The 17,643-nt window shown below is 62.1% G+C and carries 16 protein-coding genes and 1 pseudogene; 10 read left to right on the plus strand and 7 right to left on the minus strand.

Annotated features, from left to right (window positions below; genetic code table 11):
• Nucleotides 1–102: 102 nt before the first annotated feature.
• From ACGJAX_RS24325 to ACGJAX_RS24345, 5 genes are all read right to left on the minus strand, one after another.
• Nucleotides 103–1,077 (minus strand): 5-oxoprolinase/urea amidolyase family protein, encoded by a 975-nt coding sequence (locus tag ACGJAX_RS24325; protein WP_390956453.1) that lies wholly within the window; start codon nucleotides 1,075–1,077, stop codon nucleotides 103–105.
• Nucleotides 1,074–1,946, minus strand: a complete 873-nt coding sequence (locus ACGJAX_RS24330; RefSeq protein WP_390956454.1) for a carboxyltransferase domain-containing protein — start codon at nucleotides 1,944–1,946, stop codon at nucleotides 1,074–1,076. The genes ACGJAX_RS24325 and ACGJAX_RS24330 overlap by 4 nt, the downstream gene beginning before the upstream one ends.
• Nucleotides 1,943–3,316 carry an acetyl-CoA carboxylase biotin carboxylase subunit gene (locus ACGJAX_RS24335; RefSeq protein WP_390956455.1) on the minus strand — a complete coding sequence of 458 codons (1,374 nt, stop codon included), beginning with the start codon at nucleotides 3,314–3,316 and terminating at the stop codon, nucleotides 1,943–1,945. The genes ACGJAX_RS24330 and ACGJAX_RS24335 overlap by 4 nt, the downstream gene beginning before the upstream one ends.
• Before the next feature lie 11 nt (nucleotides 3,317–3,327).
• Nucleotides 3,328–3,573 carry an acetyl-CoA carboxylase gene (locus ACGJAX_RS24340; protein WP_090320258.1) on the minus strand — a complete coding sequence of 82 codons (246 nt, stop codon included), beginning with the start codon at nucleotides 3,571–3,573 and terminating at the stop codon, nucleotides 3,328–3,330.
• A 96-nt stretch (nucleotides 3,574–3,669) separates the two neighbouring features.
• Nucleotides 3,670–4,428, minus strand: coding sequence for a 5-oxoprolinase subunit PxpA (locus ACGJAX_RS24345; RefSeq protein WP_090320255.1), 759 nt, complete (start codon nucleotides 4,426–4,428; stop codon nucleotides 3,670–3,672).
• A gap of 143 nt (nucleotides 4,429–4,571) precedes the next feature.
• Here ACGJAX_RS24345 and ACGJAX_RS24350 point away from each other — a divergent pair, with 143 nt between their 5' ends.
• From ACGJAX_RS24350 to ACGJAX_RS24360, 3 genes are all read left to right on the plus strand, one after another.
• On the plus strand, nucleotides 4,572–5,489 hold the full coding sequence (locus ACGJAX_RS24350; protein ID WP_090320252.1) for a LysR family transcriptional regulator: 918 nt from the start codon (nucleotides 4,572–4,574) through the stop codon (nucleotides 5,487–5,489).
• Between the two features lie 114 nt (nucleotides 5,490–5,603).
• A complete protein-coding gene (locus tag ACGJAX_RS24355) occupies nucleotides 5,604–6,182 on the plus strand; it encodes a hypothetical protein (RefSeq protein ID WP_390959986.1) in 579 nt (192 codons plus the stop codon).
• Nucleotides 6,183–6,371: 189 nt separating this feature from the next.
• Nucleotides 6,372–7,778: an aldehyde dehydrogenase family protein gene (locus ACGJAX_RS24360; protein WP_390956456.1), complete on the plus strand. Its 1,407-nt coding sequence runs from the start codon at nucleotides 6,372–6,374 to the stop codon at nucleotides 7,776–7,778.
• 6 nt (nucleotides 7,779–7,784) lie between these two features.
• Here the strand turns inward: ACGJAX_RS24360 and ACGJAX_RS24365 are convergent, their stop codons facing one another.
• A complete protein-coding gene (locus ACGJAX_RS24365; protein WP_390956457.1) occupies nucleotides 7,785–8,699 on the minus strand; it encodes a LysR substrate-binding domain-containing protein in 915 nt (304 codons plus the stop codon).
• A 98-nt stretch (nucleotides 8,700–8,797) separates the two neighbouring features.
• Between ACGJAX_RS24365 and ACGJAX_RS24370 the strand changes: the two genes are divergently transcribed.
• The 3 genes from ACGJAX_RS24370 (at nucleotide 8,798) to ACGJAX_RS24380 (ending at nucleotide 11,861) form a co-directional block, all read left to right on the plus strand.
• The gene (locus ACGJAX_RS24370) at nucleotides 8,798–9,781 is read left to right on the plus strand and encodes an aldo/keto reductase (RefSeq protein ID WP_390956458.1); all 984 of its coding nucleotides are present in this window, start codon (nucleotides 8,798–8,800) and stop codon (nucleotides 9,779–9,781) included.
• A gap of 68 nt (nucleotides 9,782–9,849) precedes the next feature.
• Nucleotides 9,850–11,121, plus strand: coding sequence for a Bcr/CflA family efflux MFS transporter (locus tag ACGJAX_RS24375; RefSeq protein ID WP_390956459.1), 1,272 nt, complete (start codon nucleotides 9,850–9,852; stop codon nucleotides 11,119–11,121).
• Nucleotides 11,118–11,861 carry an SDR family NAD(P)-dependent oxidoreductase gene (locus ACGJAX_RS24380; protein WP_390956460.1) on the plus strand — a complete coding sequence of 248 codons (744 nt, stop codon included), beginning with the start codon at nucleotides 11,118–11,120 and terminating at the stop codon, nucleotides 11,859–11,861. Before ACGJAX_RS24375 ends, ACGJAX_RS24380 begins: the two co-directional genes overlap by 4 nt.
• Before the next feature lie 46 nt (nucleotides 11,862–11,907).
• Here the strand turns inward: ACGJAX_RS24380 and ACGJAX_RS24385 are convergent.
• Nucleotides 11,908–12,030 (minus strand): annotated as a pseudogene (locus tag ACGJAX_RS24385) (integrase core domain-containing protein); the annotation flags it as partial.
• Nucleotides 12,031–12,351: 321 nt separating this feature from the next.
• Here ACGJAX_RS24385 and ACGJAX_RS24390 point away from each other — a divergent pair.
• The 4 genes from ACGJAX_RS24390 to ACGJAX_RS24405 all read left to right on the plus strand — a co-directional run bounded on the left by ACGJAX_RS24390 (nucleotide 12,352) and on the right by ACGJAX_RS24405 (nucleotide 17,626).
• The gene (locus ACGJAX_RS24390; protein WP_390956461.1) at nucleotides 12,352–13,134 is read left to right on the plus strand and encodes an efflux RND transporter periplasmic adaptor subunit; all 783 of its coding nucleotides are present in this window, start codon (nucleotides 12,352–12,354) and stop codon (nucleotides 13,132–13,134) included.
• Nucleotides 13,131–14,450 carry an HlyD family efflux transporter periplasmic adaptor subunit gene (locus tag ACGJAX_RS24395; RefSeq protein WP_390956462.1) on the plus strand — a complete coding sequence of 440 codons (1,320 nt, stop codon included), beginning with the start codon at nucleotides 13,131–13,133 and terminating at the stop codon, nucleotides 14,448–14,450. Before ACGJAX_RS24390 ends, ACGJAX_RS24395 begins: the two co-directional genes overlap by 4 nt.
• Nucleotides 14,451–16,547: a biotin/lipoyl-binding protein gene (locus tag ACGJAX_RS24400; RefSeq protein WP_247256765.1), complete on the plus strand. Its 2,097-nt coding sequence runs from the start codon at nucleotides 14,451–14,453 to the stop codon at nucleotides 16,545–16,547. It abuts the gene before it with no gap.
• A 221-nt stretch (nucleotides 16,548–16,768) separates the two neighbouring features.
• On the plus strand, nucleotides 16,769–17,626 hold the full coding sequence (locus ACGJAX_RS24405) for a sulfotransferase (RefSeq protein ID WP_390956463.1): 858 nt from the start codon (nucleotides 16,769–16,771) through the stop codon (nucleotides 17,624–17,626).
• Nucleotides 17,627–17,643 lie beyond the last annotated feature (17 nt).

The raw sequence follows: 17,643 nt of genomic DNA on the forward strand, positions 1-17,643 counted from the left end.
CTCCAGAACCAGTCAAAGGTTGAAGCGCGGGCAGCCGTCACCGCACCGAAGTGCGGCGTTGGCTTACCGTTTGGCATGACCCGCGCCGTGCGGCGGGCAGAATCAGGAAGGGAACAGCTTGCTCAGGCAGCTGAGTTTTTTCTTATAGGAGCGTCGTGCTTCCAGTGCTTCTTCCAGGGTGACCGCTTTGAAACGGGCCTTCTGGTTGGGCTGCATCTGGCCGATCAAATCGAGGTCGGCACTGATCACGGTGCCGATCATCGCGTAGCCGCCACCGGACACCGCATCGCGGTGCAACACGATCGGTTCGAGCCCGGCAGGCACCTGGATCGAGCCGATCGGGTAGCAACTGTCGACGATGTTCGAGGGGTCGGAACCGGCGCCGAAGGGTTGCTCACGCGGCTGGAAGGTCAGCGCGCTGCCGCCCTTGAAGCGATAGCCGATGCGGTCCGCTTCGGAACCGACGGTCCAGGCTTCGGCGAAAAAGCTGTCCGCCGCCGCTGGCGTCAAGCGCTCGTAGTACAGCCCCGGCACGACGCGCAGGGTGATTTCGCCTCCCAGCGACTGCCGCAATGCCATGGGCAGACTGGCCCCGGCGCGGCCCTTGCCACTGGCAATCCCCACCGGCAAGACGTCCCCGGCCATCAGGCGTCGCCCTTGAAAACCGCCGAGCGCGCCCAAGGCGTAAGTCGAGCGACTGCCGAGCACCAGCGGTACATCGATGCCGCCGGCCACCGCCAGATAGGCACGCGCGCCGGCCTTGGGAAAATCGAAACGCAACACTTGCCCGGCCTTCACCGGGAACGCCGTGTCGTGATGCATCTCCACGCCATCGACCCTCGGCGTCATGTGCGCCCCGCACACCGCCACCAGTGCGTCCTGCTGGAATTCCAGCTCCGGGCCCAGCAACGTGCATTCAAGCGCCGCCGCCCCGGCCGGGTTGCCGACCAACTGGTTGGCGGCGCTCAAGGCGTATTGGTCGAGCGCGCCGGAAGGCGGAATGCCCAGGTGGTAGTAACCTTCGCGCCCCAGGTCCTGTACCGACGTGGCGAGGCCGGGTTTGAGTACCTTGATCATGCCAGCACCTCCTGCAGCGACTTGGGATAGCCGACGGGATCGGCCAAAAAGGCATCCAGTGAAAACTCCACCGAGCGGATCCGCAGATCGAAGCGCCCGGCTTCCACGTCGGCCACCGCCCGGTCATAGGCCTCACGGTCCATCGGCTTGAATTGCACGATGTCACCCGGCCGGAAGAACACCATGTGCTCCTTGAGGTACGCCAGGTTCTGCTGCGGGTCATAGATCGGTGCCGGGGTGACGCCGAACATCTGGTAGCCGCCGGCACCGCGCACCGAGTAGATGCAGCCGAAGCAACCGCCATGTCCCAGGGTCAACTTCGGCGTGTCGGTGCGTGGTCTCAGGTATTTGGGCACCTGCAACTGACGCTCGCGCTCGACCATCTGGAACATGAACGGCAAGCCGGCGACGAAGCCGACCATCGAGACAAACCACGGCGCACCACTGTGGGCGGCGATGAACGCCTCGACGTCCGCCAGGCCGTTGATCCGCGCGGCGTACTCCAGGTCCGTGGCGCTCGGGTCCTGGTGACGGTCGCGAAAGCGCATCAGGGTTTCGTGGGTCCAGGGATCGTTATAGAGCACCGGAATCTCGATGATCCGGGTCTGCAAGGTGCGTTCGGCGACCGCCTCGGCCTCGGCCCCCTGCACGGCTTCGAGCAAGGTGTGCGGTGCGATGCGGTCCGGGTCGAAGCGAATCTGGAACGAAGCATTGGCCAGGCACACATCGAGCACGCCATCCAGCGCCAGGCGCTCCACCGCGCGGGTGACCGCCATGCCCTTGAAGAATGCTTCAAGGGACATGCTGTCGCTGACTTCGGCAAATAAATGCTCGTCGGCGCCAAAACTGTAGCGGATGGGAGTGCTCATGCTTGACCTCCAGTGCGGCGCTCGGCCAGCCAGGTTTCCAGGGTGCCGGTATGGAAGTCGGCGCTGTGCAGCCAGGGTTGCTGCAACAATTGGCCGTGCAGCGACAAGGTGCTGGCCATGCCGGTGAGCGTGGTTTGCTCCACGGCAATACGGGCACGGGCCAGGGCTTCGGCACGGTCGCGACCATGGACGATCAGCTTGGCCAACAGCGAGTCATAGTAAGGCGGCACGCGATAGCCTTGATAGAGATGGCTGTCGACCCGAACGCCCTCGCCTTGCGGCCAGACCAGGGACTCGACCAGGCCCGGGCTGGGGAAGAAGTCCCGTGCCGGGTCTTCGGCGTTCAGGCGCATTTGCAGCGCCGCGCCATTGAGCCGGATATCGCTTTGCCTGAGGCCCAGCGGTTCGCCGCCAGCAATGCGCAACATGGCCTGAACCAGGTCGATGCCGGTGATCAACTCGCTGACCGGATGTTCCACCTGAATCCGCGTGTTCATCTCGATAAAGAAAAACTCGCCGGTAGCGTCGTCATACAGGTATTCCAGGGTCCCCGCGCCCTTGTAGCCCAGGGACTCGGATAGGCGTACGGCGCTGGCGCAGAGCGTCTCGCGCTGCTGCGGGTTGAGGGCCGGCGATGGCGCTTCCTCGAAAATCTTCTGCCGCCGACGTTGCAGCGAGCACTCGCGCTCGAACAAATGCACCGCGTGCTGACCGTCGCCCAACACCTGCACTTCAATGTGCCGCGCCCGACTGATGAAGCGCTCCAGGTACACCGCGCCGTTGCCGAACGCGGCCTGGGCTTCGCGCTGGGAACGGGGGAACTCTTCAGCCAGTTGTTCGGCGTTTTCCGCCAGGCGAATACCCCGCCCGCCACCGCCGGCCGAGGCCTTGATCAACAGTGGGAAGCCAACGGCTTCGGCAGCCTTGAGCGCCGATTCGACATCGAACAGTTCACCGGCCGAACCGGGCACCACGGGTACGCCCGCTTCCTGCGCGGTGCGCCGGGCTTCGGCCTTGTCGCCCATGCGCCGGATCGTCTCCGGGCTCGGGCCGACGAAAATGGCCCCGGCCGCCAGCACCGCCTCGGCGAAGTCGGCGTTTTCCGAGAGGAAGCCATAACCGGGATGGACCGCATTGGCGCCCGTGGCGTTCAAGGCGCCGAGCAATGCCTCGACATTCAGGTAACTCTTGTCAGCCCGAACCGGGCCGAGAAGGTGCACCTCGTCGGCCATGCGCGCCGCCTGGGAATCGACGTCCGCTTCGCTGCACGCGGCAACGGTGGGAATCCCCAGTGCCTGGGCGGCGCGGATAATCCGCACCGCGATTTCGCCACGGTTGGCGATCAGTAATTTACGAATGCCTTGAGTCATGATCGTGCCCCTCACTCGTCGTCGAGTGTTGCGACAACCTGACCCGGCTCCACCGGATCACCGTCTTCGACCAGGAATGCGCTGAGGCGACCGGCCGTCCCGGCGGTCAGTTCGGAAAACTGCTTCATGACCTCGATCAGGCCAATCACCGTGTCGGCGCTGACCTGCGCGCCGACCTCGACGTAGTTCGCCGATTCAGGCGTGGCTTTGCGATAGAAGGTCCCTGGCAATGGGGTGATGACAGTGTGTTCGGCCATGTCTGTTCCTCTTGGAATAGTTGTAGAAAGGCAGGCAAAAAAAAATGAATCGTTATTCAATCCCGGGCGTCTGTGTGCCCGGTGACTCGTGCTGATTCAGCGCGGAGCGCGAACCGTGATGCCGGCGTTATCGAGCGCGCTGCGGGTGGCTTCGACCAACGCCAGGGCACCGGGGGTGTCGCTGTGCAGGCAGATGGAATCGAATTCGATCGCCAGGTCTTCACCCTCGACCGTGCGAACCACGCCTTCCTGGCAGGCCCGCAGCACCCGCGCGGCCACCTGGGTCGGGTCGTAGGCACGTACGTTGCGGGTAAAGACGATGGAGCCGCTGAGGTCGTACTCACGGTCGGCGTAGAACTCGCGAATCACCGGCTGGCCAAGCTCTTTGGCGACGCGCCAGATCACCGAATCGGGCATGCAATACAGCAGCAAATCGGGCTCCAGGCGCTGGAGGTTTTCCACCAGCAAACGCGCGGCTTGCTCGTCCCGGGCCAGGTGCATGTAGAGCGCGCCGTGGGGCTTGATGTGTTGCAACGCCACGCCCTGGACCCGGGCGAGTTCACGCAGGGCACCCAACTGGTAAAGCATGTCGTCGACCAGCTCCTGAGCCGGGGCATTGATGTGCCGGCGGCCAAACCCGACCAGATCGCGAAAGCCCGGATGCGCACCCACAGCTACACCCAGGGCCTTGGCCCGTTCGACCGTGCGGCGCATGGTGCCGGGGTCGCCGGCATGGAAACCGGTGGCGACGTTGGCCGAGCTGATGAACGCCATCAGTTCGTTGTCGACGCCATCGCCGATGGTCCACGGGCCGAAGCCTTCGCCCATGTCCGAGTTGAAATCTACTGCTTGCATGACGCTTGCTCCTGACGCTTGTGACTTCATGCAGGCCAAGTTAAATTCCCGCCACCCCCCTTGGGAAGATCTATTATCAGAGAGGGCATGTTCTGAAAAACAGATAGCTCTGAAAATCAGATCCCCCGTCACCCGGAGTGCCCATGTCACTGACCCTGCGCCAGGTCCGCTACTTCGTCGCCACCGCCGAGATCGGGCAGATTTCCCAGGCGGCGATTCATTTGAATATTTCCCAGTCGGCGGTGACCACCGCGATCAAGGAACTGGAGGGAATGCTCGGCACGCTGTTGTTCCAGCGCTCGGCCCAGGGCATGAGCCTGACCGATGCCGGGCGACACTTTCTCAATCGCGCCTACGTGATTTTGCGCAGCGTCGATGACGCATTGAACAGCCCGCTGCCGGACGTCCGCGCCAGCGGCCTGTTGCGGTTGGCGGCGAGCTACACGGTGATCGGCTACTTCCTGCCGCATCATCTGCAACGGCTTGAGCACTGGCATCCGGACGTGGCCATCGAAGTTCACGAACAAGAGCGCACGGCCATCGAACAAGGCTTGCTGGAGGGCCGCTTCGACATGGCGGTGGTGCTCACGGCGAACCTGACTCACCCGGACATCGTTTCGGAAATTCTCTTCAATTCCGAACGCCGACTCTGGCTGCCCAGCCACCATCCACTGTGTGAACGCTCGGCCGTCAGCCTTGCCGACGTGGCGAAGGAACCCTACATCCTGTTGACCGTCGACGAGGCCGAACAAAGCGCCATGCGTTACTGGGAACATGCGCACCAGCAGCCGAACGTGCGGGTACGGACCAGCTCGGTGGAAGCGGTACGCAGCATGGTCGCCAATGGCAGCGGCGTGGCGATCCTCTCGGACCTGGTGCACCGCCCCTGGTCGCTGGAAGGCAAACGCATCGAAACCCTGACCGTCACCGACAAGGTCACGCCCATGAGCGTGGGCCTGGCCTGGCACCGTGAACGGGAATTCAGCCCGGCGATGCAGGCCTTTCGTAACTACTTCCACGACGCTTTTCTGGCGCCACAACAGCTCTCCGCACGCCGCTAAAAAGCCGCCGGCATCGAGAGGTTAGCGTCTAGACTTGATCGAAGGCAGTTTGCAGCCAGGCTCCGCACCTATAACAAAAAGCCACCCGTCTTCCAGGGAGCGCCGACTTTGAAAATGTCATCCATCTGCGCCATGGGTTGCCTGTTGGTGGCGTTCGGGGCCTCTGCCACCGGGGTGATGCCGGTCTTCGACCTGGACTTCACCCGGTCAGCGAACGAGACCCTGAAAAAACTGGGTATCAATGACGCCTGCATTATCAGAGCGCAGAATCCTGTCGCTTTCACCTATTGCCGTGAAGGATCGTCAACGCTGTGGAAGTATCAGGACCTGGACCTGGCGCAACTGGCGGCGGTCAAAAATGACGGAAAACTGCCCTTGACGGCCTATCAGCGCATCAGCGTCGTGGAATTCAATAGCGCGATCTGCCAACAGGAGACCGCTGTCCCCGTTGCCCAATCCACTGTGGCGCGTTCGCTGGTCTTCGGCCTGCTGGCCCTCTCCGTGCTGCTGGGCTTGCGCTACACCTGGCAGGTGATCCTGCCCCGTCGCCGCGATCTCAACGCCTTGTCGATGCCCGGTTTGCCGCCGATGAGCCACACCCCGCCCCGGGTCAACTCCTCGAAAAAGGCCGCGGCCGCGTTTGGCATCGCCGTTGCGGTGGCCTTCGTCTGTTTCGGCTGCCTGGGGTTCTGAAGATTCGACAGGAGGCGTAGCCTGCAACGATTCACCAAGGGGTTTCTCTAAAAGTGAACAACACCCTTTCAATTATTCATTTTTGAAAACCGGCATTGCGCACTACCGTGGTGCCCGCAGGTCGATGACCCTGGATCCTGCCTGCAACCACCCCCATCGAATATTCTTTTGTCCCCTGAGGTAAGCCCCATGTCCGAACAAACCCTGACGGTGCACGCCCCCTACAACGGTGCCGTGATCGGCCAGGTGGCGGTGTCCACCGAGGCGGATGTCGAGCAGGCGCTGAGCGTCGCCCACGGCATTTTTCGCGACCGGACCCAGTGGCTGTCCAAGCCGCAACGCATTGAAATCCTGCAGCGCACCGCCGAGCTGATCGCCGCGCGCAAGGTCGAGATCGCGACCCAGGCGGCCAGCGAAGGCGGCAAGCCGCTGAAGGACTCGATCACCGAAGTCGAGCGCGGCATCGATGGCATCCTGAACTGCATCGAGGTGCTGCGTACCGAGGGCGGGCACGTGATCCCGATGGGACTCAACGCCACTTCGCAGAACCGCGTGGCCCTTACCCAATACGAGCCGATCGGTGTGGTCGCGGCCGTCTCGGCGTTCAACCATCCCTTCAATCTGATCGTGCATCAGGTGGTGCCGGCCATTGCCGTCAGCGCCCCGGTGATCGTCAAGCCGGCAGCCAATACCCCACTCAGTTGCCGCACGCTCCTGCACATCCTGGCCGAAGCCGGCCTGCCGACAGGCTGGGCGCAGATGGTGCTGCCAACCGATAACGCCGTCACCGGCAAGCTGGTCGCCGATCCGCGCGTGGGCTTCTTCAGCTTCATCGGTTCGGCACCGGTCGGCTGGATGCTGCGCTCGACCCTGGCACCGGGCACTCGCTGCGCGCTGGAACATGGCGGCGTGGCGCCGGTGATCGTTGCTGCGGATGCCGACCTTGACGACGCCCTGCCGCGTATCGCCCGTGGCGGTTTCTGGCATGCCGGCCAGGCCTGCGTCAGCGTGCAACGGATTTTCTGCGAGCGCAGCATTGCTGAACAAGTCGCCCTGCGCCTGGGCCAATTGGGCGATGCCATGGTGGTCGGGGATCCGACCGATATCCGTACCGATGTCGGCCCGCTGATTTCCGCCCGTGAAGTGCATCGCGTCGACCAATGGGTCAATGAAGCCGTCGCCGGCGGTGCCCGTTTGATCTCGGGTGGCCGCGTGTTGGACCACAACGGCTATGCACCCACCGTGCTGCTCAACCCGCCCATCGATTCGAATGTGATGCAAAAGGAAGTGTTCGGCCCGGTGGTGGCGGTTTACGCCTATGACGATCTGGCCGAAGCGATCCAGCTGGCCAACGCCCTGCCCTATGCTTTCCAGGCCGCGGTGTTCACCCGCGATCTGGACACCGCGATGCAGTGCTACCAGGAACTGGATGCCACGGCGGTTATGGTCAACGAGAACACGCTGTTCCGCGTCGACTGGATGCCGTTCGCCGGCGCGCGCCTGTCCGGGCATGGTGTGGGCGGCATTCCACACACCATGAAAGAGATGCAGATCGAAAAGATGATGGTCTGGCGCTCCCGGGCGGTTCGCGGCTGATTGAGCCTAGCCAGCCCAGGATTGAGTCTGGCTCGCCCACTCCCGGACGGCCTGGGCAAACAGCCGTAGCGCCATCGGTGGATGACGGTTGGCCGGGTAATACAGGCAGAGCCCGGCGTAATTCGGGCTCCATTGTGGCAGCAGGTGGATCAGCCGGCCGTTCTGCAAATGATCGGCAACCTGCGCTTCGGGCACCCAGGCCACCCCGATCCCGGCCAGGGCGGCTTCGATCATCAGGTTCACGTTGTCCATGGTGATCTGCCCTTCCACATCAAGGCTGGCGCTTTGCTCGTCGAGCTTGAAATCCCAGCGGAACAGCCCACCGCTGGTAAAGCGAAACCGAATGCAACGGTGGGCTTTCAAGTCCTGGGGTGCCTGCGGCACCGGGTGGTGCTCAAGGTACCCGGGCGAGGCTACTGCGGCGAAACGCAGATCCGGCCCGAAACGGATGGCGATCATGTCTCGCGGTACGTCATCGAACAGCCGGATGCCGGCGTCGAAACCATCACCCACGATGTCCTGCAGCTTGCTGTCGGCCACGAACTCGATGTGGATGTGCGGATAACGGGCCACGAAATCCGGAACGACATGGCGAATCAGCGGCCGGATCGACGACTCCGAGGCGCTGATGCGGATCGAGCCTGAAGGCGAGATCCGGGTGGACGTGACTTCATTGACCACGTTCGCCAAATCGCTCATGAGCGGCCGCACCCCCTTGAGCAACTGCTCCCCCGCCTCCGTCAACGCCACCGAGCGCGTGGTGCGATTGAACAGGCGCATTTCCAGGCGCGCCTCCAGGTTGCGCATCGAGTGACTGAGCGCGGAAGACGACACTCCCAGCACCCGAGCCGCCGCACTGAAACTGCGGTGTTCAGCGATCGCAATGAACGCGGTGAGCCCTGGTAAATCTGCACGCAACATTGATGAATTTCCCTCACTAACCCATGTACACGAGCCTATATTGTTGAGGTCTCCACAGCAATATAAGGTAACGGGACACCTTGAGCGGAGACGAACACATGCACACCCGAATGTTGGGCAAAGGCGGCCTTGAAGTTTCAGCCATCGGCATGGGCTGCATGGGCATCAGTTACGGCTACGGCCCGGCGATGGACAAAGCCGAGGCCATCAAGTTGATACGTGGTGCTTTCGAGCGCGGCGTGACGTTCTTCGACACCGCCGAAGCCTACGGCCCTTTCACCAACGAATCGTTACTGGGCGAAGCCCTGGCGCCGTTTCGTGAGCAAATCGTGATTGCCACCAAGTTCGGCTTCAAGAACGGCGAGGTGACCCAAGGCCTGGACAGCCGCCCGGAACACATCCGCGCAGTGGCCGAGGCTTCGCTCAAGCGCTTGAAGACCGATTGCATCGATCTGTTCTACCAGCATCGCGTCGATCCGGATGTGCCCATCGAAGACGTTGCCGGCACCGTGAAACAGCTGATCGCCGAAGGCAAAGTCAAACACTTCGGTTTGTCCGAAGCCGGCGCGCAGACGATTCGTCGGGCCCACGCCGTGCAACCTGTCGCGGCCCTGCAAAGCGAGTATTCGCTGTGGTGGCGGGAGCCGGAAAAGGAAATCCTGCCGTTGCTTGAGGAACTGGGCATCGGTTTTGTGCCGTTCAGCCCTCTGGGCAAGGGGTTCCTCACGGGTGCCATCGATGCCGCAACAACATTCGCGGCCGATGACTTTCGCAATGTCGTGCCGCGCTTCAACGAAGAAAGCCGTCGGGCCAATGCTCAACTGGTCGAGGCCCTCGGCCACATCGCCGACAGCAAGGGCGCGACCCGGGCGCAGATCGCCATCGCCTGGCTGCTGGCGCGGCAACCGTGGATCGTGCCGATTCCGGGGACGACCAAACTGCACCGTCTCGAGGAAAACCTCGGCGCGGCGCTCATTGAGCTGAGCCCGCAGGACCTGGCCACCATCGAAGCCGCCCTGCAGCAGATTCAAATCGTCGGCGACCGTTACCCGGCCCACCTGCAGCAACGGGTCGGTCGTTGATACCACGCATCACCCGGGCCGCCGTCCTCGCCGGATCAGCGGCCCCTTTCCAGAGACTTCCAGTTCAAATGCCACGACCCGACTCCACCCTGCACCAACGCCCGGTGTCTGATCGCCAATCGCTGTGGACCCTGGCAATCCTCAGCGCCTTGATGGCGTTCGCATCGATTTCCACTGACCTGTACCTGCCAGCGTTACCGGCCATGGCGGATGCCTTGCACGCAGACTCCGGGCAGGTCGAGCTGACCATTTCCGGCTATCTGATCGGCTTCAGCCTGGGCCAGTTGCTGTGGGGGCCGATTGGTGACCGCTATGGCCGCCGCTTGCCCATCGCCCTCGGCCTGGTGCTGTTCATCATCGGCTCCGCAGGTTGCGCAATGTCGGGCACCGCCGATGCGATGATTGCCTGGCGCGCGGTACAGGCCGTGGGCGCCTGCTCCAGTGTGGTGTTGGCGAGGGCCATGGTCCGTGACCTGTACGCCGGTCATCGTGCGGCACAAATGCTCTCGACCCTGATGACCGTCATGGCCATCGCGCCGCTGCTCGGCCCAAGCGTGGGCGGCCTGATTTTGCAGGTCGCCTCCTGGCGGGCGATTTTCTGGACGCTGGTACTGCTCGGCCTGGGCACGCTGGCTTTGTTGCGCATCCTGCCGGAGACACTCCCGACCCACCGACGCAATCCGGAGCCCGTTCATCGGGCATTGCATCGTTACGGCCTGCTGCTGCGCAACCGGCGCGTACTCGGTTACATCGGTACCGGCGGCTTTTTCTATGGCGGGATGTACGCCTACATTGCCGGGACACCGTTCGCCTATATCAGCTATCACCATGTCTCGCCGCAACAATACGGCGTGCTGTTTGCCGTCGGAATCGTCGGCATCATGCTGACCAATCAACTTAACTCTCGTTGGGTCGCGCGGCAGGGCAGCGATCGACTGATGGGGCTGGGCACCGCCGCTGCAGCCCTGTCCGCATTGTGGCTGGCGGTGGATGCCTGGGCCGATTGGGGCGGCCTTGCCGGTCTGGTGATTCCGCTGTTCCTGTTCGTTTCGGCAACAGGCTTCATCGTCGCCAACTCCATCGTCGGCGCACTGGGTGAAGTCCCCGAATTTGCCGGTGCGATGTCGGCGCTTGTCGGCTCGCTGCAATACGGCACGGGCATTCTCGGTTCCGGGCTGGTGGCCGCATTCGCCGATGGCACACCTCGCCCCATGGCCGGTGTCATTGCGGTGTTCGGGATCGCCAGCGCGCTCTGTGCGCGATGGTTGGTACCGGTACAAAACAGCAACCTGGCGCTTGGCCAGGCGGGTGAAGACCTCATTCCAAGGGAAAACGCATGAACGAGAACATTCAGGGCAAAGTCATCGTCATTACCGGTGCCAGCAGTGGATTGGGCGAAGCGTCTGCCCGCCTGCTGTGCGCCCAGGGCGCCAAAGTGGTGCTGGGAGCCCGCAGGCTGGACCGTATTCAGGCGCTCGCCGATGAGTTGAACGCCAACGGCGCCCAAGCGCTCGCGGTGCAGACTGACGTCACCCAATGCCATCAGGTCAAGGCGCTGGTTGATGCGGCCATTCAGGCCCATGGGCGTATCGACGTGATGATCAACAACGCCGGGCTGATGCCCCACTCTCCCCTGGAACGCCTCAAGGTCGAGGACTGGGACCGGATGATCGACGTCAACATCAAGGGTGTGCTGTACGGAATCGTCGCGACGCTGCCGCACATGCAACGGCAAAAATCCGGTCAGTTCATCAACGTGTCGTCGGTGGCCGGGCACAAGGTTCGGCCTGGCAGCGCAGTGTATGCAGCGACCAAGCATGCGGTGCTGGCTTTGTCGGAGGGTCTGCGCCAGGAGGTCAAGCCCTACAACATCCGGACGACGGTCATTTCTCCCGGCGCTGTCGCCACCGAGCTGCCAAACAGCATCACCGAAGCCGACATCGCCGACAGCGTGCGCAAGATGTACGAGATCGCCCTGCCGGCAGACGCGTTCGCCCGCGCCGTGGCCTTCGCCATCAGCCAGCCGGAAGACATGGACATCAATGAAATCCTGTTCCGGCCGACGCGTCAGGAAGTCTGATCCGACGTTCAGCCCTGTCTAGTCCTGAAACAGGTTTACACCTGTTTCACCCTAACGCCCGATGCACCGCATCGGGCGTTTTGTATTTCAAGGACAGGTGCGGGCGCTCCTGGTTGTAGATCAAGATCGCCTCCCGCACCATCCGCTCCGCCTGTGCCAGGTCTATAGGTCAGTGAAGTCTCGGCAATTGGGTCAATTCGGCGTCGGCGCCAACAAACAGGCGAGTGAAATCGGGCAATTGGCGCCGCATAAGCGGGCGCCCCGTCTATCAATCCAACCAGAAAAATCGGTATTTTCCCTGATGTACGCGTCTCAAGGTTTATCCGGGATAGCTTTGAAAGCTTCGTCTGTTTCAACCTTGTAGTCAGCGGATTCGTAGAACGACAGGAAGACTTGGCTTCGAATGTGTTTAGCAATGAATTCCGGGTTATAGGGTTGACGGTTATTACTGCTGTCGTAGACTGCCGCGCATCCGTCAGGAGACACCGATATGCAACGCTTTCGTGGTTTGGCTTTAGGATTGATCGGGCTGGCAAGCGTGGCACGGGCGCAAACGCCCGTGCCAGATGATCCGCTGCTGGAAAACCCGGCTTCGGCAAGTCAGGCGGTAACCAGCAGCGAGGCCCGTGGCGTGTTGCGTGCCCGTGATCAAGCAGTGCTCGCCAGTGAGCTGCCCGGCAGAATTGTCGAGTTGCCATTCAGTGAAGGCGAGTCCTTCAAGAAGGGGGACACCCTGGCGCGTTTCGACTGCTCGGCTTTTCAGGCTCAGCTCAATGCGTCACAGGCTGCCAGCCGGGGTGCGAGTGAAGAGTTGGCCCACAACAAACAACTCGCTGCGCTGAACTCGGTCGGACGTTTTGAAGTGGCGCGAGCCGAAGCCAAACTCAGCGAAACCCAGGCGCAATCTCAGGTTTATCAGGTTCAGGTCAAACGCTGCAGCGTGGTCGCGCCGTTTGACGGGCAGGTCGTCGAACGCAAGGTTCAGCGTTATGAAAGCGTCGCCGCCGGAGCGCCGCTGCTGGACATCGTCGACAACCGCAGCCTGGAAATCCACCTGTTGGTGCCCTCGCGCTGGATGAGCAAACTCAAGGCCGGGAATACCTTCAGCTTCGTTCCCGATGAAACCGGCCAGCCACTCGATGCCACGATCAAACGCCTCGGTGCGCGGATCGATGAGGGCAGCCAGACCCTGCTGCTGGTCGCAACGCTGCCCAACGCCAATGGTTTGCTGGCCGGGATGAGCGGTACGGCGCGCTTCGCGGAGCTCAAGTGAACGCTCCCCTTGCTGGCGGTGCCGAGCAGGTCTTCGCGCGCTTTCTGGAACTGGAGCGCCAGACTCGCGCCGCGCGCACGACCGAACAATTGGCCTTCAGCCTGACTAACGACGGTCAGGCCTTGTTCGGTTTTCGTCATGCAGCTTTGTTGATCGCCGGTAAGGTGCGCGCGGTCACGGGCGTCAGTGTCGTGGAACCGAATGCGCCGTTTGTGGCGTTCGTCGAGCAAGCGGTGGCGCAGTTGTTCAAGCTCGACCTGTTGAAGCAGGCGCGGGTCATTCCGGCCACGTCTTTGAGCGGGTCGACTCAAACCGACTGGCAAAGTCTGTCGGCAGCGCAGGTGTTTTGGTTACCGCTGATTGATCGACAGGGCCAGGTATTTGGCGGTTTGTGGTTGGCTCGCGATGTACCCTGGAATCCCTCCGAGCAAGTGCTGTTGTCGCAACTGGGTGACACGTTCAGCCATGCTTGGCTGGCGCTGCAACCACGTCAACCGTGGCGCCTGCGTTGGACTCGCAAACGCCAGGTCGCTCTAGTGGCGCTGTTGGTGCTGGGTTTGTTGATTCCGGTACGCCAATCGGTGCTGGCTCCGGCCGAAGTCGTGCCACTCGGCGGTCGGGTGGTGGCGGCACCGTTGGACGGGGTGATCGCCGAGTTCCTGGTCAAACCCAACCAGAACGTGAAGACCGGCGACCTGTTGCTGCGTTTCGAAGGCACCACGCTCAAAGCCCAGGCCGATGTCGCCGACCGTGCCTTGGGGGTGGCGGAAGCCGAGCTCAAGGCCAACGCCCAGCGAGCCTTTGCCGACGCCGAATCGAGCTCGAAAATTGATTTGTTGGCCGCACGGGTCGAGCAGAAACGAGCCGAACGCGATTACGCCCGTGAACTGCTCAAACGCAGTGAAGTACGTGCCGAGCGCGACGGTATTGCGGTGTTCGCCGACGCTGAACGCTGGACCGGAAAACCGGTGCAGACCGGCGAGCGTCTGATGGAAATCGCCGATCCGCGCCAAGCGGAGTTGCGCATCGAGCTGGGGGTTGGCGATGCCATTGCACTGGAGCCCGAGGCGCAGGTGGTGCTGTTTCTGGACAGCGACCCACTGCAACGCCATCAGGCCAAACTCGAACGTTCGGCTTACGAAGCGCAACCGATGGCCGGCGGACAGCTGGCTTATCGACTCGACGCCAGTTTCGACGCAGCTCCGCCGCGTATCGGTTTGCGCGGTACGGCGAAAATCTACGGTGATCGCGCGCCGCTGGCGTTGTACCTGTTGCGCAAGCCTCTGGCTGGTTTGCGTCAAAGCGTGGGCCTCTAAATGACATTGCCCAGCCTGCGTGCCGATTTACAGTTGCAGATAGCCGCTCCGGCGCTGGACGGGTCGCCGCGCTGGACCTTGGCCGACCCGTTGCGCGGGCGTTACTTCAAGCTCGGTTCTGCGGCCATGCGCTTGCTGCGACATTGGTCATTGGGCGATCCCGAGCAAGTGCTGCGCGCCGCCAATCGCGAACCGGGCTTGCCGCTGGACGTCACGGAGCTTGAGCAGTTGCTGAGCTTTTTGCGGGCCCACGACCTGATCTCCTCCCTCGACCCGCAACAGCGCGCCAGTTATGGCCTCAAGGCGGCCGCGCAGCGTCAGACTGTGTGGCAGATCTTGCTGCATCAATACCTTTTCTTCCGGATTCCACTGTGGCGCCCGGACGCTTTCCTCAATCGTGCCTGGCCATGGCTCGCGCGTTTTGGTCCTGGAGCGCTGCGCTATGGTTTGCCGCTGACTCTGGGGCTGGGGGTGTTTCTGGTCTCGAGGGACTGGCAGCGTTTTATCGCGACGTTCCCACACTTGTTCAGTCTTGGCGGTGCGTTGGCGTTCGGGCTGGCGTTGTTCTTCGCCAAGCTCTGTCACGAATTCGGTCATGCCTTCATGGCCAAGCGCGCCGGCTGCCGGGTGCAAAGCATGGGCGTGGCCTTCATGGTGCTGCTGCCGATGTTTTACACCGACGTCAGCGATGCCTGGCGGGTCAATGATCGGCGCACGCGTCTACTGATCGGTGCGGGCGGGGTGCTCGCCGAGTTGCTGCTGGCATGTATCGCCTTGCTCGCCTGGTCACTGTTGCCGGACGGGCCGGCGCGTACGGCGGCGTTCATGCTTGCCAGCGCGACCTGGCTCACTACGCTGGCGGTCAACCTGAACCCGTTCATGCGTTTTGATGGTTACTTTTTGCTCAGCGACTTCTGGGAGGTGGACAACCTTCAGGGCCGTGCATTTGCCTTGTGTCGTTGGCGTTTGCGTGAGGTGCTGTTCGGTTACGGCGCACCTGCACCGGAGCCTTGGTCGCCGGCGATGCAGAGACGGTTACTGTGGTGGGGATACGGCTCGTGGCTGTGGCGCGCGGTGCTGTTTTTCGGGATTGCTCTGGCTGTGTATCACCTGTTCTTCAAGTTGTTGGGGATCATCCTGATGATGGTTGAGATGGTGTGGTTCATCTTCTTGCCGATTGCGCGCGAGTGGCGGGAATGGTGGAGCCGTCGCGAACAGGCCCATGCACCGCAGGCATTGCTCAGCGGTCTGGGCTTGTTGGCGGTGATTGTCGTGCTGGTGCTGCCGTGGCGCAGCGCGGTGGAACTGCCGAGCATGCTGGAAGCGGGTCGGGTCAATGCCTTGCATGCGCCGGTGGCGGCTCGGGTCAAACAGCTGAATGTCAGCGACGGACAGATCGTTGCCCAGGGCGATGTGTTAATTGAGCTGGACTCACCGGACCTGGACTCGCGTCAGGCCATCGTGCGCCGGGAAATCGAGATCCAGCAATTGCAGATGCGCCGTCAGGCCGGGCGCAGCGAAACCGCTGCCGATGCGAGCATCGTAGAACAGCGGTTGGCAGAGGCGGTGGCCGAGTATCGCGGTTTAGCGGCACAGCGCGAGCGCCTGTTGCTGCGGGCACCCCAGGCCGGTCAGGTGCGCGATCTGTTGCCGCAGCTGGCCGTCGGCCGTTGGTTATCACCCAAAGATACCCTGGCTCGGGTCGTCGAAGAAGGAGCACGACTGCGCGGTTATCTGGCCGAGAACGAGCTGTGGCGGGTTGCACCCGGTGCCACGGGTCGGTTTATCGCCGAAGACCCGATGCGCCCGGCGGTGGCGGTCGAGCTGACGGAAGTCGACACCAATGGCGCAGCATTTGTCGATCAGGAAGCGCTGACTTCCGATCACCACGGACCGATCGCCGTGCGCCGCGATCAGAGCCAGCGCGCAGAGCCTGTGCAGGCGCAATACGCGGTACGGCTCAAGGTACTCGATAGCATTGCCACTCCGGTGCAGCCGTTGCGTGGCGTGGTGATGGTGCAAGGACGCAGCGAGTCATTACTCGGTACGGCATGGCGGCGGCTGGCGGCCTTGGCTGTGCGGGAAAGCGGCTTCTGAGTCATTCAATGAAAACTTCTCATTGAGAACAACTGTTAAGTGTTGTCTGAAGACCAGATGCAGGTTGACGTTGTGTCTTTTCCGTTACAAAGGGCCCAGCCATAAAAATGCTGGGCCATCCTGCATTTACTGGAACTTTAAGCCTGAAACGTGCTGTGCCGATATCAAAATACCACTATGCGGAAGTCCTTGCATGGACTAAGCTTTGCCCCAAAAAAAGGATGATCATGACGGTGAAGGGATTGCAACGTTTCCACTTTATCTCCGGCTTGCCGCGCTCAGGCTCCACCCTGCTTTCCGCAATCCTGTTGCAGAACCCGCGTTTCCATGCCGGTATGACCAGCCCCGTCGGATCGCTGTTCTCCAGCATCCTGGAGCAATGCAGTGCCGGCAGCGAATTTGGCGCGGTGATCGACACCCCCCTGCGCCGTCGTCTATTGCGCGGTCTGTTCGACTCCTTCTATGCCGATCAGGCAGATACACCCGTTATCTTCGATACCAATCGCCAATGGTGCTCGCGTCAGCCTGCGTTACGGGAACTGTTTCCGAAGGCCAAAACCATTGCCTGTGTGCGCAATGTCGCCTGGGTGATGGACAGCCTCGAACGACTGTACCGCGCCAATCCGTTCGAGAACACCAAGCTGTTCAATGACGAAATCGAGCGCAATACCGTTTACAGCCGTTGCGAAACCCTGGCCCAGCGCAATCGTCTGGTGGGCTTTGCCTGGACTGCGCTGAAAGAGGCCTATTACGGCGAAAACGCCGACTCGCTGCTGATCGTCGATTACGACCTGCTGAGCCAGGCCCCTGACCGGGTCATGCGGTTGATCTACGATTTCATCGGCGAACCCTGGTTCGAGCACGATTTCAACAACCTCGCCTATGACGCGCCGGAATTCGACCAGGCGCTCGGGGTATCGGGGCTGCACAAGGTCAAACGCTCGGTCGCACTGGAGCCTCGGCGCACGATCCTGCCGCCGGACCTGTTCGATAAATATGCAGAGCTGTCCTTTTGGCACGATGGCTCAGCCAGCGCTGCCAATGTCATTCGTATGAAAGCCGACGCCGCGATCAGTTGATCACGGCGTTTTTTATT

Source organism: Pseudomonas moorei (genome assembly GCF_042846945.1).
Lineage (GTDB): Bacteria > Pseudomonadota > Gammaproteobacteria > Pseudomonadales > Pseudomonadaceae > Aquipseudomonas > Aquipseudomonas moorei.